This is a genomic window from Prochlorococcus sp. MIT 1306 (assembly GCF_047304515.1).
GTDB lineage: Bacteria > Cyanobacteriota > Cyanobacteriia > PCC-6307 > Cyanobiaceae > Prochlorococcus > Prochlorococcus marinus_D.
The window spans coordinates 1,308,278-1,331,178 of record NZ_CP138959.1 but is presented as its reverse complement, the minus strand read 5'-3'; the positions used below and the strand labels follow the sequence as shown (position 1 = coordinate 1,331,178).

20 protein-coding genes are annotated in these 22,901 nt (G+C 51.3%); 12 read left to right on the top strand and 8 right to left on the bottom strand.

The features are described 5' to 3' along the window. Window positions 1-112 precede the first annotated feature (112 nt). The 5 genes from SIB74_RS06775 to SIB74_RS06755 form a co-directional block, all read right to left on the bottom strand. Window positions 113-982: a metal ABC transporter permease gene (locus tag SIB74_RS06775; RefSeq protein ID WP_063395451.1), complete on the bottom strand. Its 870-nt coding sequence runs from the start codon at window positions 980-982 to the stop codon at window positions 113-115. After that, window positions 979-1,776 (bottom strand): metal ABC transporter ATP-binding protein, encoded by a 798-nt coding sequence (locus tag SIB74_RS06770; protein WP_011129796.1) that lies wholly within the window; start codon window positions 1,774-1,776, stop codon window positions 979-981. The genes SIB74_RS06775 and SIB74_RS06770 overlap by 4 nt, the downstream gene beginning before the upstream one ends. Then, on the bottom strand, window positions 1,776-2,639 hold the full coding sequence (locus SIB74_RS06765) for a metal ABC transporter substrate-binding protein (RefSeq protein ID WP_082818463.1): 864 nt from the start codon (window positions 2,637-2,639) through the stop codon (window positions 1,776-1,778). The genes SIB74_RS06770 and SIB74_RS06765 overlap by 1 nt, the downstream gene beginning before the upstream one ends. 283 nt (window positions 2,640-2,922) lie before the next feature. Further along, the gene (gene psbA, locus SIB74_RS06760) at window positions 2,923-3,999 is read right to left on the bottom strand and encodes a photosystem II q(b) protein (protein WP_011129798.1); all 1,077 of its coding nucleotides are present in this window, start codon (window positions 3,997-3,999) and stop codon (window positions 2,923-2,925) included. Window positions 4,000-4,156: 157 nt separating this feature from the next. Then, complete coding sequence (locus SIB74_RS06755; RefSeq protein ID WP_063395666.1) at window positions 4,157-5,521, bottom strand: YcjF family protein; 1,365 nt, start codon at window positions 5,519-5,521, stop codon at window positions 4,157-4,159. 220 nt (window positions 5,522-5,741) lie between these two features. Between SIB74_RS06755 and SIB74_RS06750 the strand changes: the two genes are divergently transcribed. From SIB74_RS06750 to SIB74_RS06740, 3 genes are all read left to right on the top strand, one after another. Next, the gene (locus tag SIB74_RS06750) at window positions 5,742-6,344 is read left to right on the top strand and encodes a hypothetical protein (protein ID WP_063395667.1); all 603 of its coding nucleotides are present in this window, start codon (window positions 5,742-5,744) and stop codon (window positions 6,342-6,344) included. Window positions 6,345-6,347: 3 nt separating this feature from the next. Then, on the top strand, window positions 6,348-7,361 hold the full coding sequence (gene trpS / locus SIB74_RS06745) for a tryptophan--tRNA ligase (protein WP_063395668.1): 1,014 nt from the start codon (window positions 6,348-6,350) through the stop codon (window positions 7,359-7,361). Between the two features lie 320 nt (window positions 7,362-7,681). After that, complete coding sequence (locus SIB74_RS06740) at window positions 7,682-8,287, top strand: glycoside hydrolase family 104 protein (protein ID WP_074159129.1); 606 nt, start codon at window positions 7,682-7,684, stop codon at window positions 8,285-8,287. A gap of 73 nt (window positions 8,288-8,360) precedes the next feature. Here the strand turns inward: SIB74_RS06740 and SIB74_RS06735 are convergent, their stop codons facing one another. Beyond that, on the bottom strand, window positions 8,361-8,528 hold the full coding sequence (locus tag SIB74_RS06735) for a hypothetical protein (protein ID WP_011826490.1): 168 nt from the start codon (window positions 8,526-8,528) through the stop codon (window positions 8,361-8,363). Between the two features lie 458 nt (window positions 8,529-8,986). Here SIB74_RS06735 and thrS point away from each other — a divergent pair, with 458 nt between their 5' ends. From thrS to SIB74_RS06690, 9 genes are all read left to right on the top strand, one after another. Then, window positions 8,987-10,909 (top strand): threonine--tRNA ligase, encoded by a 1,923-nt coding sequence (thrS, locus tag SIB74_RS06730; protein ID WP_063395670.1) that lies wholly within the window; start codon window positions 8,987-8,989, stop codon window positions 10,907-10,909. A 469-nt stretch (window positions 10,910-11,378) separates the two neighbouring features. Further along, a complete protein-coding gene (gene glk, locus SIB74_RS06725; RefSeq protein WP_063395671.1) occupies window positions 11,379-12,440 on the top strand; it encodes a glucokinase in 1,062 nt (353 codons plus the stop codon). A gap of 14 nt (window positions 12,441-12,454) precedes the next feature. Then, window positions 12,455-13,405: a homoserine kinase gene (gene thrB / locus SIB74_RS06720; protein ID WP_063395672.1), complete on the top strand. Its 951-nt coding sequence runs from the start codon at window positions 12,455-12,457 to the stop codon at window positions 13,403-13,405. Window positions 13,406-13,462: 57 nt separating this feature from the next. Then, the gene (locus tag SIB74_RS06715; RefSeq protein ID WP_063395673.1) at window positions 13,463-15,034 is read left to right on the top strand and encodes an NAD(P)H-quinone oxidoreductase subunit 4; all 1,572 of its coding nucleotides are present in this window, start codon (window positions 13,463-13,465) and stop codon (window positions 15,032-15,034) included. A gap of 3 nt (window positions 15,035-15,037) precedes the next feature. Beyond that, window positions 15,038-17,185, top strand: a complete 2,148-nt coding sequence (locus SIB74_RS06710) for a M3 family metallopeptidase (RefSeq protein WP_063395674.1) — start codon at window positions 15,038-15,040, stop codon at window positions 17,183-17,185. Between the two features lie 4 nt (window positions 17,186-17,189). Beyond that, a complete protein-coding gene (locus SIB74_RS06705) occupies window positions 17,190-17,660 on the top strand; it encodes a hypothetical protein (protein WP_231906040.1) in 471 nt (156 codons plus the stop codon). Between the two features lie 111 nt (window positions 17,661-17,771). Then, entirely contained in the window at window positions 17,772-18,128 is a 357-nt protein-coding gene (locus SIB74_RS06700; protein ID WP_231906041.1) for a hypothetical protein, read from the top strand. A gap of 45 nt (window positions 18,129-18,173) precedes the next feature. Further along, entirely contained in the window at window positions 18,174-18,386 is a 213-nt protein-coding gene (locus SIB74_RS06695; RefSeq protein ID WP_231906042.1) for a hypothetical protein, read from the top strand. A gap of 732 nt (window positions 18,387-19,118) precedes the next feature. Beyond that, complete coding sequence (locus SIB74_RS06690) at window positions 19,119-20,720, top strand: hypothetical protein (RefSeq protein ID WP_063395675.1); 1,602 nt, start codon at window positions 19,119-19,121, stop codon at window positions 20,718-20,720. A gap of 346 nt (window positions 20,721-21,066) precedes the next feature. Here the strand turns inward: SIB74_RS06690 and SIB74_RS06685 are convergent, their stop codons facing one another. After that, window positions 21,067-21,246: a hypothetical protein gene (locus tag SIB74_RS06685; protein ID WP_063395676.1), complete on the bottom strand. Its 180-nt coding sequence runs from the start codon at window positions 21,244-21,246 to the stop codon at window positions 21,067-21,069. A 554-nt stretch (window positions 21,247-21,800) separates the two neighbouring features. After that, window positions 21,801-22,886, bottom strand: coding sequence for a hypothetical protein (locus SIB74_RS06680; protein WP_063395677.1), 1,086 nt, complete (start codon window positions 22,884-22,886; stop codon window positions 21,801-21,803). Window positions 22,887-22,901 lie beyond the last annotated feature (15 nt).

Sequence of the window (22,901 nt, the reverse complement as noted above, 5' to 3'; positions counted from 1 at the left end):
AGATTAGGCATTGAGCAATTGCTGTTCCTCAAACCACATTGAGCGGCGCCGAATTGAAGAGGCCCACAAAAATCAAATCCTCTCTGGTCAGAGTTGCGCTGTTCGGCCACACCTATGGAGCAAGTGAACGCTGAACTTTCAAAATGCCGTATCGAGGTGCCAATAAGAAAGTCAGCAGGAAAAGAACGGTCTGCACCAGCACAATGCAGCCTGCGGTGGAACTATCGGTCCAATAGCTGATGTAGACACCTAGAACACTTGAAAGGGCACTGCTGAGGATTGCGAGCAAAGTCATCCGATCAAAGCGGTCTGTGAGTAGATAGGCCGTAGCACCAGGAGTGATCAACATCGCAACCACCAGAATGATGCCTACGGTCTGTAGACCAGCAACGGCAGCAAGTGATAACACCGATAACAGTAAATAATGCAGTAGCCCTGTATTGATGCCGATCGATCGTGCATGGGTTGGATCAAAGCAGAACAACATAAAATCCCTGCGAAGAACCAACAGAATTGCCACCACAATTCCAGTAATCAACAGCGTTTGCTGGATATCAGCCATTGAGATTCCCAGCACATTGCCAAAAAGAATATGGGTGAGGTCGATGTTGCTTCTGGTTTTGGATACCAGTACCAATCCGAGCGCAAAAAAGCCTGTGAAGACAAGCCCAATCACAGTGTCTTCCTTGACCCGTGACTTCTGTTTTACAAAGCCAATCAAAGCCACCGACCCCACGCCAAAGACAAAGGCCCCTATCGAGAACGGCAACCCCAGGGCATAGGCCACAACCACTCCGGGCATCACGGCATGGGAGACCGCATCGCCCATCAACGCCCAGCCCTTGAGGGTCATGTAGCAGGAGAGCAGTCCACATACCCCTCCAACAAGAGCACTCACCACCAAGGCACGCACCATGAACTCATGACTAAGGGGTTCCAATAACCAAGACAGTGTTGTCGCTGTTGCCAGAAGCTCTTTCATTGCTTGAAGTCCTCCGTGGAGGTCGGACCACCGCTCAGGACGTTCGGAACCATGCCGCCGAATGTCATGGCGAGGTTCTCTGGAGTAAAGACCTCTGCCGTTTCGCCATAGGCCAACACGGTCTTGTTGATGAGTACCACCAGATCGCAGAACTCACGTACATGACTGAGGTCATGGGTGGAGATCAAGATGGTGTGACCCTCATGACGAAACTGAAGGAACAGCTCCGCCATGAGCTTTTCGGTTCGTACATCAACACCGTTAAATGGCTCATCCAGTAGGAGTACCGAGGCGCGCTGGGCAATTGCGCGGGCCAGGAATGCCCGCTTGCGTTGGCCGCCGGAGAGGGCCCCAATGGGGCGATGTCTTAAGTCGAGGAGCTCCACCCGTTCGAGGGCATGCCAAACCGCCAATCGATCTGATTCCCTAGGGATGCGTAAGAGATTCATGGAGCCATAGCGACCCATCATCACCACTTCCCAGACGCTTATTGGGAACGAGCAGTCGATTTCCTCGCTCTGAGGGACGTAGGCAACAGCTTGATCGCGCTGGGCACGGGGAACTGATAGCCCATTGATTTGGATCGTTCCTCGTGATGGTCTTACAAAACCCATCAGGGCCTTGAAAAGGGTTGATTTTCCAGAACCATTCATTCCAACTAGCCCGCAGATGCAGCCAGCCCGCAAATGCAGGCTGGCGTCATAAAGCGCCACGACGCCGTTGTAATCCACGCAAATTTGATCGGCCTCAATGCGCAGGCGATCGCCGAAAGGAATTGAACGACACTGATCCATTATTTTTCGCGATTGGCTGGTACCAATTCATCCAGAATCAGACCGACGTTATGTCGTTGAAGATCGAGCAAGGTCGAGGCCGGCCCATCGGCTTGCGAAAGAGAATCAACAAAGAATGTACCGCCCATCCGAGCGCCGCTAGCCCGTGCGACCTCACGCTGAGCCTTGTCGCTGACAGTGCTTTCACAGAAGATCGCTGGCACTTCACGCAGCTTGACGGTCTCGATGAGTTTGGCCATACGTTGAGGTGTGACCTCACTCTCGGCATTGACAGGCCAAAGGTAAGCCTCCTCCATGCCGTAATCCTTTGCCAAGTAGGTGAAGGCTCCCTCACAGGTGACCAGTAAACGACGTTTGGCTGGAATCATTGCCAGAGATGTCCTTAGTTCATCATCCAGTTTTTGGAGCTGGTCTTTGTAGCGACGACCATTAATGGCAAAGGTCTTGGCACCTTCTGGATCAAGACTGCTAAAGGCTTTCACCAGTTGATCGACGTATTGCATCGCTCGTTGCGGAGACATCCAGGCATGAGGATTGGGCTTGCCTGCGTAGGCATCCCCCTCAATTAACAGTGGCTCCATACCCTCACTAAGAGTCAGCGTTGAGACCTTGCCAGCAGCGGCAGTGAACTTGCGCGCCCAGAGTTCCAGCCCAAAGCCATTTTCGACAATCAAATCCGCACCAACAGCTTGGGCTAGGTCACTTGGCGTTGGCTGATAACCATGAATTTCAGCGCCCTGCTTGACGATGGAGCGCACCTTTAAACGGTCGCCGGCAACATTGCGTGCCATGTCTGCCAGCACCGTGAAGGTGGTGAGCACAAGAGGTTTGCCTGAGTCCTGGGCCTGGGACTGGCTCGCCATCCTGGTTGGTGGTGTGCAGGCACCTAGAAGTGCAAGGCAGCTGAAGGCAAGTACAAAACGGAGGGCTTGACGCCCAGAGATCAATTGAGACACGTGATAGGTCCGTTCGCGCCAAAGACTCTCAGGGGTTATTTCATGTTCCCTGAAGCTCCTAAGTATGGAATCTTGCTTAGCCCAAAAAGAGGCTTTTCAAAGAAGTTGCGACTTAGCAACAAAAAGCCCCCTCCTTAGAGGGGGCTTTCAGGTTCAGCTGCTGCCAAACCTTGTATTGGAGATGATCAGATCAGCCAATCGCAGGAGCAATCAGAGCCACAGGTGTGGACTCAGCAGCTGCCAGGTCGAGAGGGAAGTTATGAGCATTACGCTCGTGCATCACTTCCATACCGAGGTTGCTGCGGTTGAGCACATCAGCCCAGGTTGGTACAACTCTGCCTTGGGCATCGAGAACCGACTGGTTGAAGTTAAAGCCGTTCAAGTTGAAGGCCATGGTGCTAATACCCAGTGAGGTGATCCAGATGCAGATCACCGGCCAGGCGGCCAGGAAGAAGTGCAAACTGCGGCTGTTATTGAAGCTGGCGTACTGGAAGATCAGACGACCGAAATAACCGTGGGCAGCCACGATGTTGTAGGTCTCTTCCTCTTGGCCGAACTTATAGCCGTAGTTCTGAGACTCGGTTTCGGTGGTTTCACGAATCAACGATGAGGTCACCAGTGAACCGTGCATGGCGGAGAACAAACTGCCGCCAAACATGCCTGCCACACCAATCATGTGGAAGGGATGCATGAGGATGTTGTGCTCTGCCTGGAACACCAACATGAAGTTGAAGGTTCCAGAGATGCCTAAAGGCATGCCATCCGAGAAGGAACCCTGACCTACTGGATAGATCAGGAACACAGCAAAGGCTGCCGACAGCGGTGCGCTGTAGGCCACACAGATCCAAGGGCGCATGCCCAAGCGATAGGAGAGTTCCCATTGGCGACCCAACCAGCAACAGATGCCGATCAGGAAGTGGAACACAACAAGCTGGTATGGACCGCCGTTGTAAAGCCACTCATCAACAGAAGCAGCTTCCCAAATGGGATAAAAGTGCAGGCCGATGGCGTTGCTGGAAGGAACAACAGCACCAGAAATGATGTTATTGCCGTAGAGGAAAGAGCCAGCAACTGGCTCACGGATACCGTCGATATCAACCGGCGGTGCCGCAATAAAAGCAATGGTGAAGCAGATGGCAGCTGCCAACAGCGTGGGAACCATCAGGACACCGAACCAACCCACATAAATGCGGTTATTGGTGGAGGTGACCCAATTGCAGAAGGACTCCCAGCCACTGAGGCGACCACTGCGAATGGTGGTGGTCATTGAGTATGAAGAGGACGTTAACGAGCCTCAACCCATGGTTAGGGAAGACTCGCTAATAGCATATAAAAATTGGGCAGCAAAGCTCACTTGCCGCAACTGCTTTCCTCACATTGCGACGCAGTGCGCAAACAAACTTCATGAAGGTTGTTTGCGCAGCCTAGGCAGGGTTCGATGAGGCGCCTGGTTGGCGAGCCAACTCCTTGATCCAGCTGATTCCCTGTTGAGAAAAGCTGGACCAATCGAGACGTTCCTGCTCTGCAGCCTTAGCAACCAGCAGCGGTGCCTGAATCTTTAAGGCCTCCAAATCCGGCTCTGCAACGCCACTGTTCAATGCCAGCCAATCGGCCATTGAGCGTCCAACAACACGGGTTAGGTAAGCAGCGCTGAGCGCCTGAAGAGTACCCGCTGCAAGCCAGCTGCTGCCGTCAAGTTTGGCTACGCCCAATAGAGCTTGGCCACTCCACTCCACCACTCCCTGGGCTAGAGCCGCCCCAGCCAACTGGCGAGCTGCCAACTGCAGAACCTCTGGCTTCAAGGAACACTTCCAAATCCCCGCCATCTCTTTAATCATCAAGCCGTTGACCACAGCCACGGCTAGAAGATCCGTCGTGGGTAAAGGAGAGGCAAAAACAGCCCCTGCAACCACCCATTGAGTGCGCTGTTGGAGTCCAAGGAACCTCTGCCTGCGAAGCTGCTCTAACTCGGCTTGCCAATTGCGGTGCAGACTGCCCAACAAGCGCTTACGCGTGATCTCAAGATTTCGCTGAGGGTGCTCTAACAGACGTCTCACCGGTGCAAGGGCTTCTGAAAGATCGTCTTGATTGCCTGTCCAACGCAGCACCTGTCCGCTCAAGCGTTGTGGCAACTGAGCTTGAAGTGCCTGCTGCTGATCGACCCAAGTCGATGAATCTTGCCAAGAGACGATCAGCCAGATTGGTTGATTGGCTGGCACCCTCTCTAACCAAAGAAGGTCTGCTGCCATCAACGGCAAAGGCAAGACATAGAGCAAGACATCCTGCTCTTGTAGAGCTGCGGGCCAGACCCAAGATTCGCCTGTTTGAGAGAGGGGCCGCGCCCAGCTGATGCTCAGTGGAGTGGATCCTGCAATGGCTGTCTGAACATCGGGATGATCCTCAAGAGAACCCTCTCCGGAATTCACAAAAGAAACTTTTTGAGGTTCGGAACGCTGGAGAACGGCATCAAGGGCCTCGCTGCGCTGTTGGCGAAGCGCAACCACATCTTCCTCATCCTCTAGGGCCTCAAACTGATCAAGGACCTCTTTGCAGCGACGGATCCAGCCCTGCACAGAATCTGGTGCATCAAAACGGGCCGGTATTGAGGGCCTTGACAACCACCAGACGCCCGCACCAGCAACCATCAAACCAAGACCACCGCCAGGCAGATGAATCACATCAGTGAAGACCCACTGACCGAGGACGAAGGACCCTGTGATGAGTGCTACCCGGCCAATTAAGGCAGGGGAGCGAGGCACAAGATTGATCAGTAGGGCTGGAAGCTTCACGGGGCACCACCTGTCGTGCAAGCCTTACCAGCCTACGTGACCTTCTTCGTTCAATTAATGGCTGAGAGAAGACTTTGCGTTCATTTAGCTCCTCAAATGGGGCCACAAAGAAGTGTTTCTCTGATGAAGATCAAAAAAAATTTAATCCCGTCATGAACCCCAGGCATGTCGCGAAAGACGACGATGCGTCACACTTGCGCCTGATTGCAGGCCGTAGGCCATGACTGATTCTTACAGCGATCCGCAACGACAAGAAAGGCATGGTGATGGTGCCCGGGAGAGCGGAAGGGCTGGATTCCGAGGTGGGCGCGGTCCTGGGAACCGTGAAGCCGGCGGATTTCGTATCCGTTTGAGCGACAACGAAATGCGCTCTGCCAGAGCCCTGCAGGACGCCTTTCAACTGCGCTCCACAGTGGCCGTACTGGGATTTGCCCTGCGTACCCTTGGCCAGATGTTGGACGATGGCCAATTAGACGAACTGGTGGCCAGTGAACGTTCCAAGGCCCCAAGTGGTGGCAGACGAAGAGAAGAAGGAGCTCAGCGAACGCATAGTGATCGCTCTCATAAAGACAGACAGCCAAAGCACCGAGGGGCTCGACCTGATCCCTTTGCACGGCCAGCCAAGCCTCAACCATCGGTTCAAGAGCCCGAGAAGGCTCTAGAAAGTGAACAAAACCGTGCTGAAGAACAAACTCAGGAACAGGACCAGATTGCTGAAACCGAACAATTGCTCTCAGCAGAGCAAGAGCAGGACCAGGCTGCTGAAACTGAACAAGTGCAGGCAATAGAGCATGAACCTGAGAATGCACCTAGTGAGGGCTGATTAATGCAGCGCCCGCGGGTCCTTTCCGGCGTCCAGCCGACAGGTGCTCTCCATCTGGGCAACTGGTTGGGGGCCATCCGCAATTGGGTAGATCTTCAGAGCAGCCATGACACCTATGTCTGTGTCGTGGATTTACACGCCATTACCGTTCCGCACGATTCAGAACGTTTGGCCGAGGAGACCCTCTCCACAGCCGCTCTCTACCTGGCCTGTGGGATGGATCCAGATCTCTGCAGCATCTTTGTGCAGAGCCAGGTTTCCGCCCACAGTGAGCTCTGTTGGTTGCTGAACTGTGTTACGCCTCTGAACTGGCTAGAGCGAATGATCCAGTTCAAAGAGAAGTCAGTCAAACAGGGGGACAACGTTTCTGTGGGACTGCTGGACTATCCGGTGTTAATGGCAGCAGACATTCTTCTTTATGACGCTGATTTGGTGCCCGTGGGCGAAGACCAGAAACAACATTTAGAACTCGCCCGTGACATTGCTCAGCAGCGCATCAATGCCCGCTTCGGTAGTGAAGAGAAACCTGTCCTTAAAGTCCCAGATCCCCTGATCATTAAAGAGGGGGCAAGAGTGATGAGCCTTAGCGATGGCCGTAGCAAGATGAGTAAAAGTGACCCCAATGAAGGAAGTCGTATCACACTGCTTGATCCGCCTGAACTGATCACAAAAAAAATCAAGCGGGCCAAGACAGATCCCCAAATGGGCTTGCAATTTGGCAACCCAGACCGCCCGGAGGCCGACAATCTGCTTGGGATTTACGCCATCCTTAGTGGCCGGGGAAGAGACGCAGCCGCCCAAGAATGCGCAGAAATGGGATGGGGAACCTTCAAGCCTCTGCTGGCCGACGCCACGGTGTCAGCTCTTGAGCCGATACAGCATCGCTATCAACAACTCATGGGCGACCGCATTGAACTCATCAGAGTTCTTGACCAAGGCAGGACCAGAGCGCAAGAGACCGCCCAAGCAACCCTTCAACGAGTTCGCCAGGCCCTTGGCTTCCTGATAGCCAGCTAATTAATACAGGCTGAAAGAAAAGTTTTGCTAATCATTGGAGCCCAGTGGTGGCCGAGGCATCCTTGTGGCACTGAAGCCAGCGAGTTCTAGTCATCAGCAAGGGTCTCGTGAGACGCAGAATCTGTTGTCAATGGCAGCTTCAGGCTTATGCACACTCTGTTGCGTGAGTCAAGGGTATTAATCACCATCTCGCCAGACGGGGGAGTGATTGATCAATGTGACATACCGTTTAGTTGGTTTACGTGCTTCGCTCGTTCCCATTGCACTTTGGCTTTTCAAGTCAATCGAATCATTCGAATTGGTTCACGGCAACTTCCGCCATGATCTGTCTGGGTGTTCTCATGGGTACTGGCCAGACCTTGCAAGCTGAACGCATCCAGTTGCCTAAAGAACATGCTTTTAGGGTGAACGTTTCTTATCAAAACAATGGAAGCCAAAGGCTGCACTATTTAATAACGCCCGAACGTCGAGCCCTTCTGAACACCATCCGTTATGCAGAAGGCACTTGGAAAGAAGGAAAAGACCTCGGATATCGCACAATGTTTGGAGGGGGTGTCTTTGAGGACCTCTCTCAACACCCCAACCGAGTTGTGGTGAAGTTCTACAGCAGTGCAGCAGCAGGGGCCTATCAATTCATCCCATCAACTTGGATGGCAGTAGCGAAGGAGCTGAACTTACCCAATTTCCAACCACAACATCAAGATCAAGCAGCGCTGCACTTAGTTAGCAAGCGCGGTGCTCTCAAGGAAATAGATTCTCTTGGTTTAACGCACTCCGCGATGGCTCGTCTTGCACCGGAATGGGCTTCGTTTCCTAATTGGGCTGGCAACAGCAGTTATGGACAGCCAGTAAAGAGCCATGCAGAGTTGGCAAAATTTTATTCAGCCAATTTGCGGCAACTGCAGCAGCAGGCCTTAGCAAGCTAAAAGCATCTAACTTCAGAACCAACAGAAGTTGTGTGCTTCTACTCGAAAGACATCCCTTGGTTACAACCAAACCCTAGCGTTGCCTTTGCGGATCACTCTCTAAAAGAGACATCCAAAAAGGATGACTATCACAACAGAAGCAGACAATCTCGGCAGCTTTCTTGCCACGAGCAAAGCCATAATCGATGCCCTCAACCATGACCGTGAGCATTGCGATCAGGGCAGTAAGCGATTTGCTCACTTGCTTTGCTGACGGGCCTGCTTGTAGCTGGCTTATCAGCAAAGCTCGAATCCTATGACAGACTATTCCCTAAGCAGAAATTGTTAGACATCAAGCGTCTCTCGGATTGATTAAGATCAAAGCCATGTGTGCTGGGGGTAGGCAGGTAATGCCAACATCTTTTGCTCACGACAGCTAAGATCCCTTAGGCGGTTAGATCGGCTGTATAAAAAACCATTTTGAGATCGTAGGCAATAGCTCTGACGAATCTAAGCAAGCTCCCATTGAAGTCTATGCTGGTATTTTGCTTGTTGGACTTGCTAGGAAATTTGATTCAATGTTCCTTTTTCGCAGTGTTCCTCTACATTGTTGCTAATCTGCAAAGTATTTTAGTCCAGCATTCAGAGGTGGAAGGATTGCGAATGATATAGCTGATAAAATCGAACGCTATTGCAACTCATCAAAGAAAACTCCTTGCTATGCCTATTATTACACTTCCAGATGGAAATAAAAAGAAGTTTGATCAACCCGTAACCATTATGGAGGTGGCCGAAAGCCTTGGGCCTGGATTAGCAAAGGCGGCTATTGCAGGCCGAGTCAATGGCGTATTGCTTGACACCTGTATCCCTATTGAGAAAGACTCTGAAGTCAATATCATCACGGCTAAAGACCAAGATGGAATTGAGACTATTCGCCACTCATTCGCTCACTTGATCGGTCATGCCGTAAAGCAATTATATCCCGAAGCAAAAATGGCTATTGGTCCAGTTATTGAAGACGGATTTTATTATGATATTGCTTATGATCAGCCTTTTACGCCTAAAGACTTGGAAGCGATTGAGGCTCGCATGAAAGAGCTGGTTAAACTTGACTACGACGTCAATGTTGAAATAGTTTCAAGGGAAGAGGCTCATAAGGAATTCGAAAAGCGATGCGAGCCCTACAAGATCGAAATCGTAGATGAAATTCCTGAGAATGAAATTATCAAGCTGTATCGACATCAAGAATATACTGATATGTGTAGAGGTCCGCATGTGCCTAACACAAGGCATTTACGCACTTTCAAATTAATGAAAGTATCAGGTGCTTATTGGCGAGGTGATTCAAATAAAACAATGTTGCAGCGCATCTATGGCACGGCCTGGGGAAGTTCCAAAGAGCTGAAAGCTTATCTCAAGCGCCTTGAAGAAGCTGAAAAGCGCGATCATCGCAGGATCGCCAAACAAATGTCTTTATTTCATACTCAAGAAGAAGCTCCTGGGATGATCTTTTGGCATGCCAAGGGTTGGGCTATTTATCAGGTTTTAGAGCAATATATTCGCGAGACCCTTAGCCTGCATGATTACCAAGAAATCCGAACACCTCAGGTTGTAGACCGCTCCTTATGGGAGAAATCAGGCCATTGGGAGAAGTTCAAAGATGACATGTTCACAACGACATCTGAGAATCGGGAATATGCTATCAAGCCGATGAATTGTCCCTGCCATGTACAGATCTTTAATCAAGGCCTAAAAAGTTACCGTGACCTGCCAATTAGATTGGCAGAGTTTGGTTCATGCTTAAGGAATGAACCGTCTGGCTCACTTCATGGTCTCATGCGTGTGCGCAACTTTGTTCAAGACGATGCTCACATCTTTTGCACTGAGCTTCAGGTTCAGGAAGAGGTCTCTAAGTTTATTGATCTAGTCTTTGAGATTTACAGATCATTTGGGTTTGACTCGGTGCTTATAAAGTTATCAACCAGGCCCGAAAAGCGTGTTGGTAGTGATGAGATATGGGACAAATCAGAGAAGGCCTTGTCGGATGCATTGGATGCTAAAGGTCTTGCCTGGGACTTATTGCCAGGGGAAGGTGCATTCTACGGACCTAAAATTGAGTTTTCTTTAAAAGACTGTCTTGGTAGAGTTTGGCAATGTGGAACGATCCAGGTTGACTTCTCGATGCCGGAACGTTTGGGAGCATCTTATGTAGCAGAAGACAGTCAGCGCAGAACACCAGTAATGTTGCATCGAGCAATTCTGGGTTCTTTTGAACGTTTTATCGGAATTCTGATCGAGCACTATGCTGGACGAATGCCTGTCTGGCTAGCACCTGTACAGGTGGTAGTGATGGGGATTACAGATCGCAATGCTCAGTCTTGTCAGGATGTTTGCAAGAAGTTATCAGCCCTAGAATATCGAACTGAAGTTGACTTAAGAAACGAAAAAATCGGTTTTAAAGTTCGCGAGCATACCCTTCAGCGTGTACCATTTTTAATCATTATTGGTGACAAAGAAGAACAAGGTGGAGAGGTGGCTGTGCGCACTCGAGAGGGTAAGGACTTTGGCAGCATGCCTTTGAATAGCTTCACATCACTCCTGGATGAAGCAATTGCTCTTAAAGGTAGATCAGGTGCCTCTTGACACAAGTTGTCAATAGTTAGGTAATAATGATAATTGAGGAATGCCTCGCTTTGGGGGAATGCTCTCTTCCATCTGGTTGAGAAGCTGAATGGCAAATTGGGCCTGGTCATAGGAGAAGCTAATTGCTTCTCGTTGGTCGCTCTGGCTCTCTCGTTGGAGCACTTTATTTTTGTACTGCGCAGAATCAGAACTTCTTCATGGTCTCTGATGCAAGCACTACTCAACCATCAAAAGAAATGACAGGTTTTGCGAAACGTCAATCAAACCAGTGGCGGTATCTCAATCCGTGTTGAGCAGGGCCAAGTCAGGGGGGGGCTAATTAGAGCTGGCCAATTAGTCCTTGCCAACCGATTTAGGCATGGGGATCACTATCCCTTGAGCTAATCAGCAATCTATCTAGCGTAAAAGTTGCAGATCTCTCGCTGTCAATGCAGCCTGAGTGAAGCTCTTTCCCTCATTAGTTATCACCATGCCGTCCCTGAGAACCTTTCTGGCAGGTGATTTGGGGGGCACCAAAACCTTGCTTGCGCTCTATAGCTGGGACGAAAAGCAACTCAAGCAGCAGCACCGGCGGAGGTATCTATCCAATCAGTGGACTTCGCTTGAACCCATGCTGAGCGACTTCATCGCACATTTGCCAGGGGAGATGGAGCAACCCAATAACGGCTGCATCGCTGTTGCAGGTCCGGTTCGTCATGGTGAGGCACGTATCACCAATCTGCCCTGGAGCCTGAAGGAGAAGGACCTTTGCGCAGCCACGGGACTGAAGCATTTGGAACTGATTAATGACTTTGGCGTGCTGATTTACGGCCTACCGTTTCTCAACGACTCGCAGCAGGTGGAGCTTCAGCTCTCACAGCAGCATTTGTCTGGGAAAGGACCAATTGCAGTTCTGGGGGCAGGTACTGGACTTGGAATGGCCCGTGGCCTGCCCACAAAAGATGGGATGGTGGCGCTGCCCAGTGAAGGCGGACACCGTGAATTTGCTCCTCGCAGTGAATGTGAGTGGCAACTTTGTGAGTGGCTCAAGGCCGACTTGCAACTCGAACGCCTTTCATTGGAACGTGTTGTCAGTGGCACCGGCCTGGGTCATGTGGCGCGCTGGCGGCTACAGCACAGTGACGCAGATGGTCATCCTCTGCGAGATCTGGCCGATGCTTGGCGCCATGGTGCTGATGATCATTCCGACCACTTGGATCTGCCTGCTCTTGCTAGTCAAGCCGCAAGCGAAGGCGATTCAATTCTTCAAGAAGCCTTACAGCTCTGGCTAGCTGCTTACGGTTCTGCTGCGGGAGATTTAGCTCTGCAGGAACTCTGTATCGGAGGCCTCTGGGTGGGTGGGGGTACCGCTGCGAAGCAGCTTCAAGGTCTTCGCTCAAGCACCTTTCTTGAAGCCTTCCGCAACAAGGGTCGTTTCCGTCCGTTTCTAGAGCAATTGCCTGTGATGGCAGTGATCGATCCCGAGGTGGGCCTGTTCAGTGCAGCCTGCAGAGCACACATGCTTGCTGAGCAAGGTGGGACACTGACCTAAGTAGACAAGTAGGGATGGCGCAGCCGAGTATCGGCCAAAAAATTGTGGTTGACGTACCGTCCACCACCGCCAACCTTGGTCCTGGCTTCGACTGCCTTGGTGCTGCCCTTGACCTCAACAACCGTTTTGCCATGCGGCGGATCGAAGGGGATAGCGGACGCTTTGAACTCATTATTGAAGGCAATGAGGGAAGCCACCTACGCGGTGGGCCCAACAACCTGATTTATCGCGCCGCCCAGAGGGTGTGGAAAGCCGCAGGGCTCGAACCGGTGGGACTAGAAGCCAAAGTGAGGCTTGCGGTACCCCCCGCAAGAGGCCTAGGAAGCAGTGCCAGTGCCATCGTGGCAGGGTTGGTCGGAGCCAATGCCTTGGTGGGCGAACCGCTCAGCAAAGAAAAACTGTTGGAACTGGCCATTGACATTGAGGGACATCCCGACAATGTGGTGCCTTCTCTTCTAGGAGGTCTTTGCTTGACTGCCAAGGCAGCCTCGCAACGCTGGCGGGTTGTTCGTTGTGTCTGGATCAATTCCGTGAAAGCCGTTGTAGCAATCCCCTCTATTCGCCTAAGCACGAGCGAGGCAAGGCGCGCCATGCCTAAAGACATTCCGATCAGCGATGCCGTAGAAAACCTTGGTGCCCTTACGCTCCTGCTGCAGGGACTGCGGACAGGAAACGGCGACCTGATTACAGATGGGATGCACGATCGATTGCATGAGCCCTATCGCTGGCCATTAATCAAAGGTGGTTTGGATGTTCGCGATGCGGCTCTGAATGCCGGAGCCTGGGGTTGTGCCATCAGCGGAGCTGGCCCCAGCGTGCTGGCTCTGTGCCCGGAGGATAAAGGGCAAGCAGTCAGTCAGGCAATGGTAAAAGCTTGGGAGGCCGAGGGTGTAGCAAGTAGGGCACCACTGCTTAGCATTCAGACAGGAGGGAGCCACTGGCAACCTCAGATTGAGGATGAGTAGATATACTCAAGCGCCCGCCCCGGGGCTGATCAGTTCCTTCGCATTCTCTTGCCTGCCATGGACGCCAATTTGCCGCTGACGGCTGCGTCCCAGGCCTCATTCCCCTGGCTTTCCCTGATCGTGCTGCTGCCGGCAATGGGTGCCCTGTTGATGCCTCTGTTGCCAGGGAATGAAACAAGTGACTCCCAGGCACCACGCAATTTTGCACTGGCCTTTCTGCTGGTGGATTTCGTGCTCATGCTGGTTGTGTTTAGCCGCATGTTTGATGGCCAGGATGGAGGGCTTCAGCTGGTTGAACGGGTTAGTTGGATTCCCTTCATCGGCCTGGAGTGGTCTCTCGGAGCAGACGGCCTTTCGGCTCCTCTGGTTGTACTTAGCGGGCTGATCACTCTTCTTGCCGTGGCAGCTAGCTGGAAGGTGCAAAGCAAGACAAGGCTTTATTTCGCCCTGTTGTTGGTTCAGGCTTCTGCCCAGGGGCTGGTTTTCCTCTCTCAAGATTTCCTGCTGTTCTTTCTTGCTTGGGAACTAGAGCTGGTTCCGGTCTACCTGCTAATTGCCATTTGGGGCGGAAGCAGACGTCTATATGCCGCCACCAAATTCATTCTCTACACCGCTCTAGCGTCTTTACTGATCCTGATCAGCGGACTCGCTCTGGCACTTTCGGGTGGTGAGTTCACGCTCAACCTCACTGAGCTGGCCAATCGATCTCCAGAAGGCAGCCTTGGACTCCTCTGTTATCTGGGCTTTCTGGTGGGCTTTGGCGTAAAGCTACCGATGTTTCCTCTCCACACCTGGCTGCCAGATGCCCATGGAGAAGCCAACGCACCAGTTTCGATGCTGCTGGCAGGGGTACTCCTAAAGATGGGTGGCTATGCCCTTTTGCGCTTCAACGTGCAAATGCTGCCTGATGCTCATCTTCAGCTAGCGCCGGCCCTGATCGTGATTGGGATCGTCAACATCATCTACGGAGCACTCAACGCCTTTGCTCAAGACAACGTGAAACGACGAATTGCCTGCAGTTCTGTGAGTCACATGGGCTTCGTTCTGTTGGGTATCGGCGCGATCGATGCTCTCGGGATCAGTGGGGCCATGCTGCAGATGATTAGCCATGGCCTGATTGCAGCAGCCATGTTTTTTGTCACAGGAACGTTCTACGAACGCACGCAGACCCTCTCCATCCCCAACATGGGTGGTCTGGCCAAGGTCTTGCCAATCACCTTCGCTTTTTTCTTGGCCAGCTCCCTGGCTTCCCTCGCCCTGCCAGGAATGAGCGGCTTTGTCAGTGAAATCACCGTCTTCCTCGGCATCATTAGTCAGGAAGGATTCACTTCAATATTCAGGGTTATCACGATCGTGCTGGCGGCGATTGGACTGGTGCTTACCCCCGTCTATTTGCTGTCGATGTGTCGACGGGTCTTTTTTGGCCCCAGGATTCCCGCCCTTGCAATGATCGAAGACATCAACCCCAGAGAACTGACCATTGGGCTCAGTCTGATTGTGCCCACATTGGTGATCGGATTTTGGCCTCGAGTCGCCATCGATCTCTATGAGGCTTCAACCAATGCTCTCGCTGACCGACTGATTAGCCATAGCTTGGTTGCCCAAGGTTCCCTGCTACCCCTTGGCTGAATAATGCCTGTTGCTGTGAACGAAATAAAGTCACCAGCCCTCCTCCAGGGTGAAGGAATCCCAAACTTCACTGCCATTAATGCTCAACAAGTTCAGGATCACATTCCTGAACTTCTCTCTGCTCTTAACAAACAATTCAGCCAGCTGGAACAAGACCTAGACAAAGTTTTGGCATCTGGCAAGAGCATTAATTGGGAACAAGTCATGTCTCCCCTGCATCAGCTGCAAGAGCAATTGCGTTGGAGCTGGGGAGTTGTATCCCATCTCAACGGCGTCTGCAATACCTCTGAATTACGACAAGCTCACGCTGCACAGGAACCAGAGGTGGTGCGCATTGGAAACCTTATGGGCCAAAGCCAAACACTTCATCGTGCCCTGCGCCGGCTGAAAGACCAGACCTCAAGGCCATTACTGGATTCGACTCAACAGCGGATTTTGAACGCGGAATTACTCTCCATGGATCAACGAGGCGTGGGTCTCGATGACGACGCACAGCAGGCTTTTAATACCACCAGTGAGCAACTGGCCGAGCTGTCGACCCGCTTCAGCAATCACGTCCTGGATGCAACCCAGGGATGGAGCCTGCTCCTCAATCGATCAGCACAAGTTGACGGACTGCCGCAGAGGGCCTTGGAGGTTTTGTCCTCAGCAGCCAAGCAAGCCGGAGATCATCGAGAAGACGGTGGAGAACCGACAGCGGAGCAGGGTCCCTGGCGATTAGGTCTAGATATGCCCCGCTACATCCCCTTCATCACCCATGCAAAAGATCGAGGGCTACGTGAAACGCTCTACAAGGCTCATGTGAGTAGAGCCAGTGCAGGTGAGTTAAACAATCAACCATTGATTGAAGAGCTGCTAAGCCTTCGGCTTGAGCAAGCTCAAAGGCTTGGCTACATGAACTGGGCTGAACTCAGCCTGGCCAGCAAAATGGCCGAGGGCGTTGAGGCCGTCGAGCAGTTGCTTGAGGAGTTGCGTGCTGCCGCTTTACCCGCCGCCCAAACGGAGTTAATTGAGCTCGAGGCATGTGCCAAAAAACATGGAGCTCCAGAGGCCAGCCAGCTCAAACCATGGGATGTGAACTTCTGGGCTGAACGGTTGAGGCAAGAGCGCTTTGACCTTGATCAAGAAGCGCTGCGCCCTTGGTTCCCCCTGCCAAAGGTTTTGGAAGGTTTGTTCGGACTTTGTGAACGTCTTTTTGGCATTCGCATTCAAAGTGCCGACGGTGAGGCTCCGATCTGGCATCAAGACGTGCGTTATTTCCGGGTGTTGGATGCCAATGGTTCAGACCTGGCAGCGTTCTACCTCGATCCCTATAGCCGACCAGCCAGCAAGCGAGGGGGGGCATGGATGGACGAATGCCTGATACGCAGCAAAAGCCTCGAGGGCCAATCGATTCTTCCTGTGGCCTATTTGATTTGTAACCAGACCCCACCGCAAGCAGATACACCAAGTCTGATGAGCTTCGATGAGGTGGAGACTTTGTTCCATGAGTTCGGCCATGGTCTTCAGCACATGCTCACGACCGTTGAGTATCCACAGGCTGCAGGAATCAACAACGTGGAATGGGATGCAGTGGAACTGCCTAGCCAGTTCATGGAGAACTGGTGCCTCGATCGCACCACGTTGATGGGGATGGCACGTCACTGGCGGACTGGCGAACCGCTTCCGGAGGAGGAGTTCGCAAAATTGCGCTCCAGCCGCACCTTTAATGCCGGTTTGGCAACTCTGCGCCAGGTGCATTTCGCTCTCACTGATCTGCGCTTGCATAGTTGCTGGACACCAGATCTCGGTGTGAGTCCAGATCAGCTTCGCCGTCAGATTGCTGAGACCACCACGGTGATGCTTCCGATCGCCGAAGATCAATTCCTCTGTGGCTTTGGCCACATCTTCGCCGGTGGTTATTCCGCCGGGTACTACTCCTACAAGTGGGCAGAAGTTCTTAGTGCTGATGCCTTTGCTGCCTTTGAGGAAGCTGGTCTGGAACTTGAAGATCAAATTCGGCTCACTGGCGCTCGCTTTCGCGACACAGTTCTCAGTTTGGGAGGTAGCCATTCCCCAGCAGACGTCTATCAGCAATTCCGCGGGCGACCAGCGACCACCGAGGCATTGATTCGCCATTCCGGCTTAGCCGCAAGCGCTGCGGCTAAGTGAGGAGATGGCTGAAGAGATACCGCACTCTCTTAACCCTCTAGCGTTATCACAAAGCTGGGGCCAAGACGAGCATGACGATATCCACACGGCACAACTGATTGCACTTGAGGAGGTGCTTGAAACAAGCAGCTTGCGTCGCGGCATAAGCCGAGAACAGTTGCTAAGTGAGTTGTTGCGTGATCTCGATCATCGCCGCCTAATCCCCCTGATAGGAATGCTGCCGAGAGGCTGGAGGATAGCTCCGGCCGTTCTTCCTGAACGTCTACGAGGGATTGCAACCCTATTAGAAGATGGTTTGCTAAGCCCTTTGCTGTTGGCAGCGTTAGCTGATGACCTACAGCATCTGCTGCCGACTCCGGAGAACAAACCGCCCAGTGCCCTGGAACTCTGGCGCCAACCCTCAGTTGCCCTAAAGCCAGGAAATGGTGTGGGGGTGCCGGGCAATTTAAAGAACTGTCGATTACTGGCCAACTAGCCAATCACTAGTGATGCACTTTTTGACCCGAAACAGCTTGGTCGAACCCCTTTAGGGAAAGGTCTCACTGCACTCGGTAGTGGCCTGGTCTGGCACAACGAGGGGTTGGTCATGCTTCAGAACGAGTCTTCTCAACGCATGAATGAGCTCATGGCTCAGGTGCTCAACTGCCTAGCCGCCAATCGTCTACCAGAGGCATTGCATCCCTCTGAACCTTTCTTATTCGAGGGGCTAACCTCAGGACGTCAACTCATTGAGTTGCTGAACCGACAGGGTTGGCACTGTTGCGGACGAATTAGAGCCAGTGTGGCCAGCTTCGGCCTGGGAGCTAGCCAAGCCAAGGAAAGCGGGAGATGGCTTCAGGTCCCTTTGGCGATTCCATATCGAACGGGTCTGGAGGATGATCGCAACCAGGAGATCCTCAGCTTGTTGCCGCATTGCAGCTTCGAGCTTGAGCTGCAACCATAAGACAATGATTCAATTTTACTGCAGTATTGCCAGGGTATAGAAGGCATGAATGGCTGGGTCGCGATGAATGATCTGCATCGGCCCTGGCAGAACGATCGCCACAATGGAACAGTCGCATACCCCAGCGAGCCATTAACACAGCAACGCCTCGCCGATGCAATAGAGATCACCGAATTAATCGCAGCGGTGCACAATATGGAGGCAAGCTCGCAAAAGCTACACCTAGGGGGGGTATGGAGCCCTGGGCTATTGCATTGATTCAACAGCCCTACTGGAGCAATGCCTTAACGGCTCTACCCATTTATTTCCACTGACACTGGGAGGAATATGGCGAGAACGACTGCGCCGTAGCCTCGACAACCTTCTTGATCAGGGCTTTTGTATCAACACTAGTGTGGTAGATCGCTACCGATGGGGCCTTGACACGTTGCCCCAGGATCTGAGCCTGCAAGGCTCTGCACGATTAGAGGCAATGCAGAGGCTTTCAAGCTGTCAACCCAGCCACAGTACATTTGCGCTTGTGAGGAACCTCAACGGCGAAGTGGATCTCTAAAGCGATACCAGCGCAAATTTTCATTTATAGATAGATCAACCGGAAGCCGAGCGAGCCAATGCTAAGCAGATGATCCACCACCTCATCAGTGAAGTTAACAAGCCTATCGAAAGAAAGAATTGGCTCTGGGGGGATTTCATCAAGCTTCTTAGTCACGAGAAATCAAAGTAGATGCTTTTGATCATGATGCATAGAATTGGTTAAGCATCAAGTTCATTTAAGCCTTTAATACCTAAAAGAAGCTACAGGCAATTCAATCAAGGGAATCGTGCTTGCGAAAAGTACACGTGCTAACTAAGCAGACATGAAGCTTGAAAAAGCATAAATCGCCCACTCGAACTGCCTCCTAATTACCAAGCAAGGCTCTTTTGAAAAGACATTGTCTTGCAACATCAGGAAGTAGCAAGACATGATTGAACTGGTCTTACCCAACTGCCATGCATTCAGATCTCAAGCAGAAGCACTGGAGGCCGCAATGGTTCGTCCGTGGAGATGTCGACGGATTCCTAGGACTTGGCCTCGATAACTTGATTCAAGTCCTCTTGATAATTGCCTTATGCCGCAACGTGCTCGGCTATCCGAATGAATTAGTTTTCGGCACAATCCTTCCTGCCACAGGAATAAGCCTGCTGATAGGCAACCTTGCCTATGCGCATCAGGCTCATCAACTTGCCAGCATCGAAAAACGTAGTGATCGGACAGCTCTGCCCTACGGAATTAACACCGTGAGCCTGTTTGCTTATGTGTTTTTGGTAATGCTCCCTGTGAAACTCACCGCACTGGGCCAGGGAATGGATGAGGCAAGCGCTGTTCGCCTCTCCTGGCAAGCAGGGATGGTGGCTTGCCTGGGTTCTGGGCTGATCGAAACAGTAGGGGCTTTTACAGCAGGGGTACTGCGTCGCTGGCTGCCTAGGGCTGCATTACTTGCCACTCTCGCCGGAATTGCTCTTGGCTACATCGCCCTTGGTTTTCTGCTGCGTACCTATGCCCAACCTGTAGTGGGGCTGACAGTACTAGCAATTGTTCTGGTCACCTATTACGGACGCTTGCGATTGCCCATTCCTGGTGGCTTGCTTGCTGTTGTTATTGGCGTGGGGCTTGCTTGGAGTACTGGATTAATCAATAGCGACGCTAGCCGTTGGAGTCAGGAAGCAAGTCAGATTGGCTTGCGCCTTCCTCACCTAGAAATCGCCAATCTTTGGCATGCTCGTGGCCAGCTGCTGCCCTGGCTAGGGGTGATTGTGCCAATGGGCCTATTCAACGTGCTGGGTTCTCTTCAAAACATCGAAAGCGCAGAGGCGGCAGGTGATCGTTATTGCGTTCGAAGCTCTTTATTGATCGATGGCATCGGCACAATGGCTGCCGCAGGTCTGGGGTCTTGTTTCCCTACAACCATTTATATCGGCCATCCAGCCTGGAAGGAAATGGGGGCTCGCATTGGCTATTCCTGGCTAAATGGCTTGGTAATGGGTAGCGCTTGTCTTCTAGGTGTTTTTGGTTTGGTCGCAGAGTTGGTACCTATTGAGGCAGGCATGGCGATCGTGCTCTATATCGGCATCGTGATTGCTGCTCAAGCCTTTCAATCCACGCCCAGCACCCATGCACCGGCAGTAGCTCTTGGCCTGCTTCCTGGATTAGCAGGATGGGGTGCATCACTGATCAAGGCTGGTTTGCGCGCAGGAGGCGCCGGAAGCAATTCAGAACCTTTTAATTCAGCTTTATTAGGAAGGCTTCAAGAAGCTGATGTATGGGCAAGTGGCGCTTTTGCCCTTGAGCAAGGACAAATTATTACCGCCATGCTGCTAGCGGCAATGTTGGTTTATGTGATCGAACAACGCTTTTTAGCAGCAAGCATTACTTCTTTCCTCGCATCTGCAGCCTCATGGATTGGGATCATCCACGCCTGGCGATTCACCCAGACCGATACTGTCCTGGAGCTTGGCTGGGGCGTTGGTAGCTCCTGGGCAATGGGCTATCTACTAATGGCAGTTGTGTTCATGCTCGCCGGTTTGCATCAGCGCAGATTGATTTCTGGTTGACAAAACTGTTTTCAAAATGCATAAGTTAAAGAAATGAGCGAAGGCAACACTATTGGATCCACTTTGCCAGGCTGCTGCATGTCACTCCTCTACGTTTGTAGAATGGATGCCAAGAAATATTTACAACGATGACTGATGTCTAAGAGAATGACTCAATTCCAGTGAAAGGGAGGCAGATTTTCTCTGATGATGACCTTGAAAATGTTGTTGGTGGAGTTATTAGAGGAAGAGCTTTTAATGAATATGGTTAACAGCATGGATGGAGAACCTGGTAACTTGAAAATTATTACTTCCTTCCGATTTGACTAGCTAAAGGGATTGCCTTTAATAAGAAGTGATCATTAATTCAGAATGAAGTGTATGGATGTTTCCATTCCTTCTGTTTATAGGCTCCGCCAGCGTCTCTCTCAACATCATAATAATCCTCAGCTGTCTTCTCTAGTTTCTCTATTAACTCTCTAGGAAGTTCACCTTCCTCAGTTGTTAGTTTGCCGATTTGCCTTATGAGGTCGTGAATGTAGTCCATTGTCCTTCCTAATTCACTACAATTGCACTCTACACCGCTTAAGAGAAATAATCTGACTATCGACCCTTCTTGAAACTTTGAATTTAGAGTTGCATCTTGCTGGTGCTGGGACTATGAAAACTATCAACTCTCCCTTATCAGTCGACAAGCAGGATATTCTTATAGTCAAACCAATGCCTTAGCTCGGAACACTTCATTCAAGCAATGATGAACACACTTCCCTGAAATTTCGAACGCAGGACAGCTCTTTTATTTCACTCTAGATTGGTAAGGGCTGCTAGATGGCTAGATGTAGGGTAATCAGCAAGCGTTACACGATGCTCGATGAGTTGATTGACTTTTAATTGCCTTAACAGTAACTGAGGCTTCAGCACCTTTTGGCGTCTTACGAGATTTCTTCATGAGTGGATAGAAGGCTGGGAGGTTATAGCTTAGTTAGCTCACATGTTAGATAGTTTCTCCGCTGAAAATTTCAATCATTGCTTGCAAAACTGGTCGTACTAACAACTTGCATTAATGCGAAAAACCTATGTAAAGCCTGACTTGATAGGCGCTTATCTGGTCATACATAGTTCACGACAAATTGCATCAACGACCTTAGTGCTGAAATCATCACTGAATGGTCCTGAGTGACCACAATGGTTCATACCGGAAATTTCATAGCGAGCAAGCTTCCTTTTGCGTTGCCATCGATTCCAGTTTGACAATGGCAACAGTGGCGAACGCCCGGGGTAAGCCACCTGACCAAGAGCAGCAACAGGGTCTTTCCCGCCCACGACCATAGCCACACGATTGATCTCCTCTAAAGCGCCATTCCCACTGAACACTCCACAGACAGTGATTACCTGTACTGGAACACGACAAAGTTGTTGCAAGATCTCCGCCGTCCCAATAGCCATCTCTCCTCCTCCGCTGTAACCCACTAATACCAGACGCACAGCTTTACTTGGATGGAAGCCAAGCGATTCAAGACGACGCGCGATTTTCAAGGCAAGCTCATAATTCATCACTGGGCCATAACGGCGGTCAGAGGAAATTCCCACTTTGATCACATTATTGGCTTGTACACAAAAGGCGCTTAGAAAACGAACTAATGAATTGGGATGATGCTCTTGTAGAGAAAATAATCTTCGCCAGAACCACTGACTGTATGAATCTGAACGCAGTGCAACAGGCATGATTGTGTAAGCCTCAATACCTTTGACTAAAATAGACTCATGATCAATTCCCTCTTCTAGTTGCGAGAGGAATCGACTCACCCGTGGAGGATGGTCTTCTTCACTTTGATGAATGCCATCCAGGTAAATGATGTAATGCCGATGTCCAGAAAAATTCGGGGATAGTTCAGCAAATAGATCGCTTGGGTTAGGAAGACCATCAAGCCATCCTTCCCAGAAGACAAAGTCAAGCATCACTGAATAAATACCTGACATAGGGACCAAGATGATCACCAGAAGTGCCGCAAGCTTAAGAAGCTCATCAAGTGATTCGCTGGTTACTAATGCAATAGCATCGCGACGAATCACAGCTACGCACAGGAACAAAAGGATGGCTGAGGCCAGCATCAAAACAACAACTGTCCTGCGGCTTGTAAGCAGCAGTTCACGATGATGGCGAAGCGATGATCTAGTCTTAGTCATGATCTCAGATCAGAT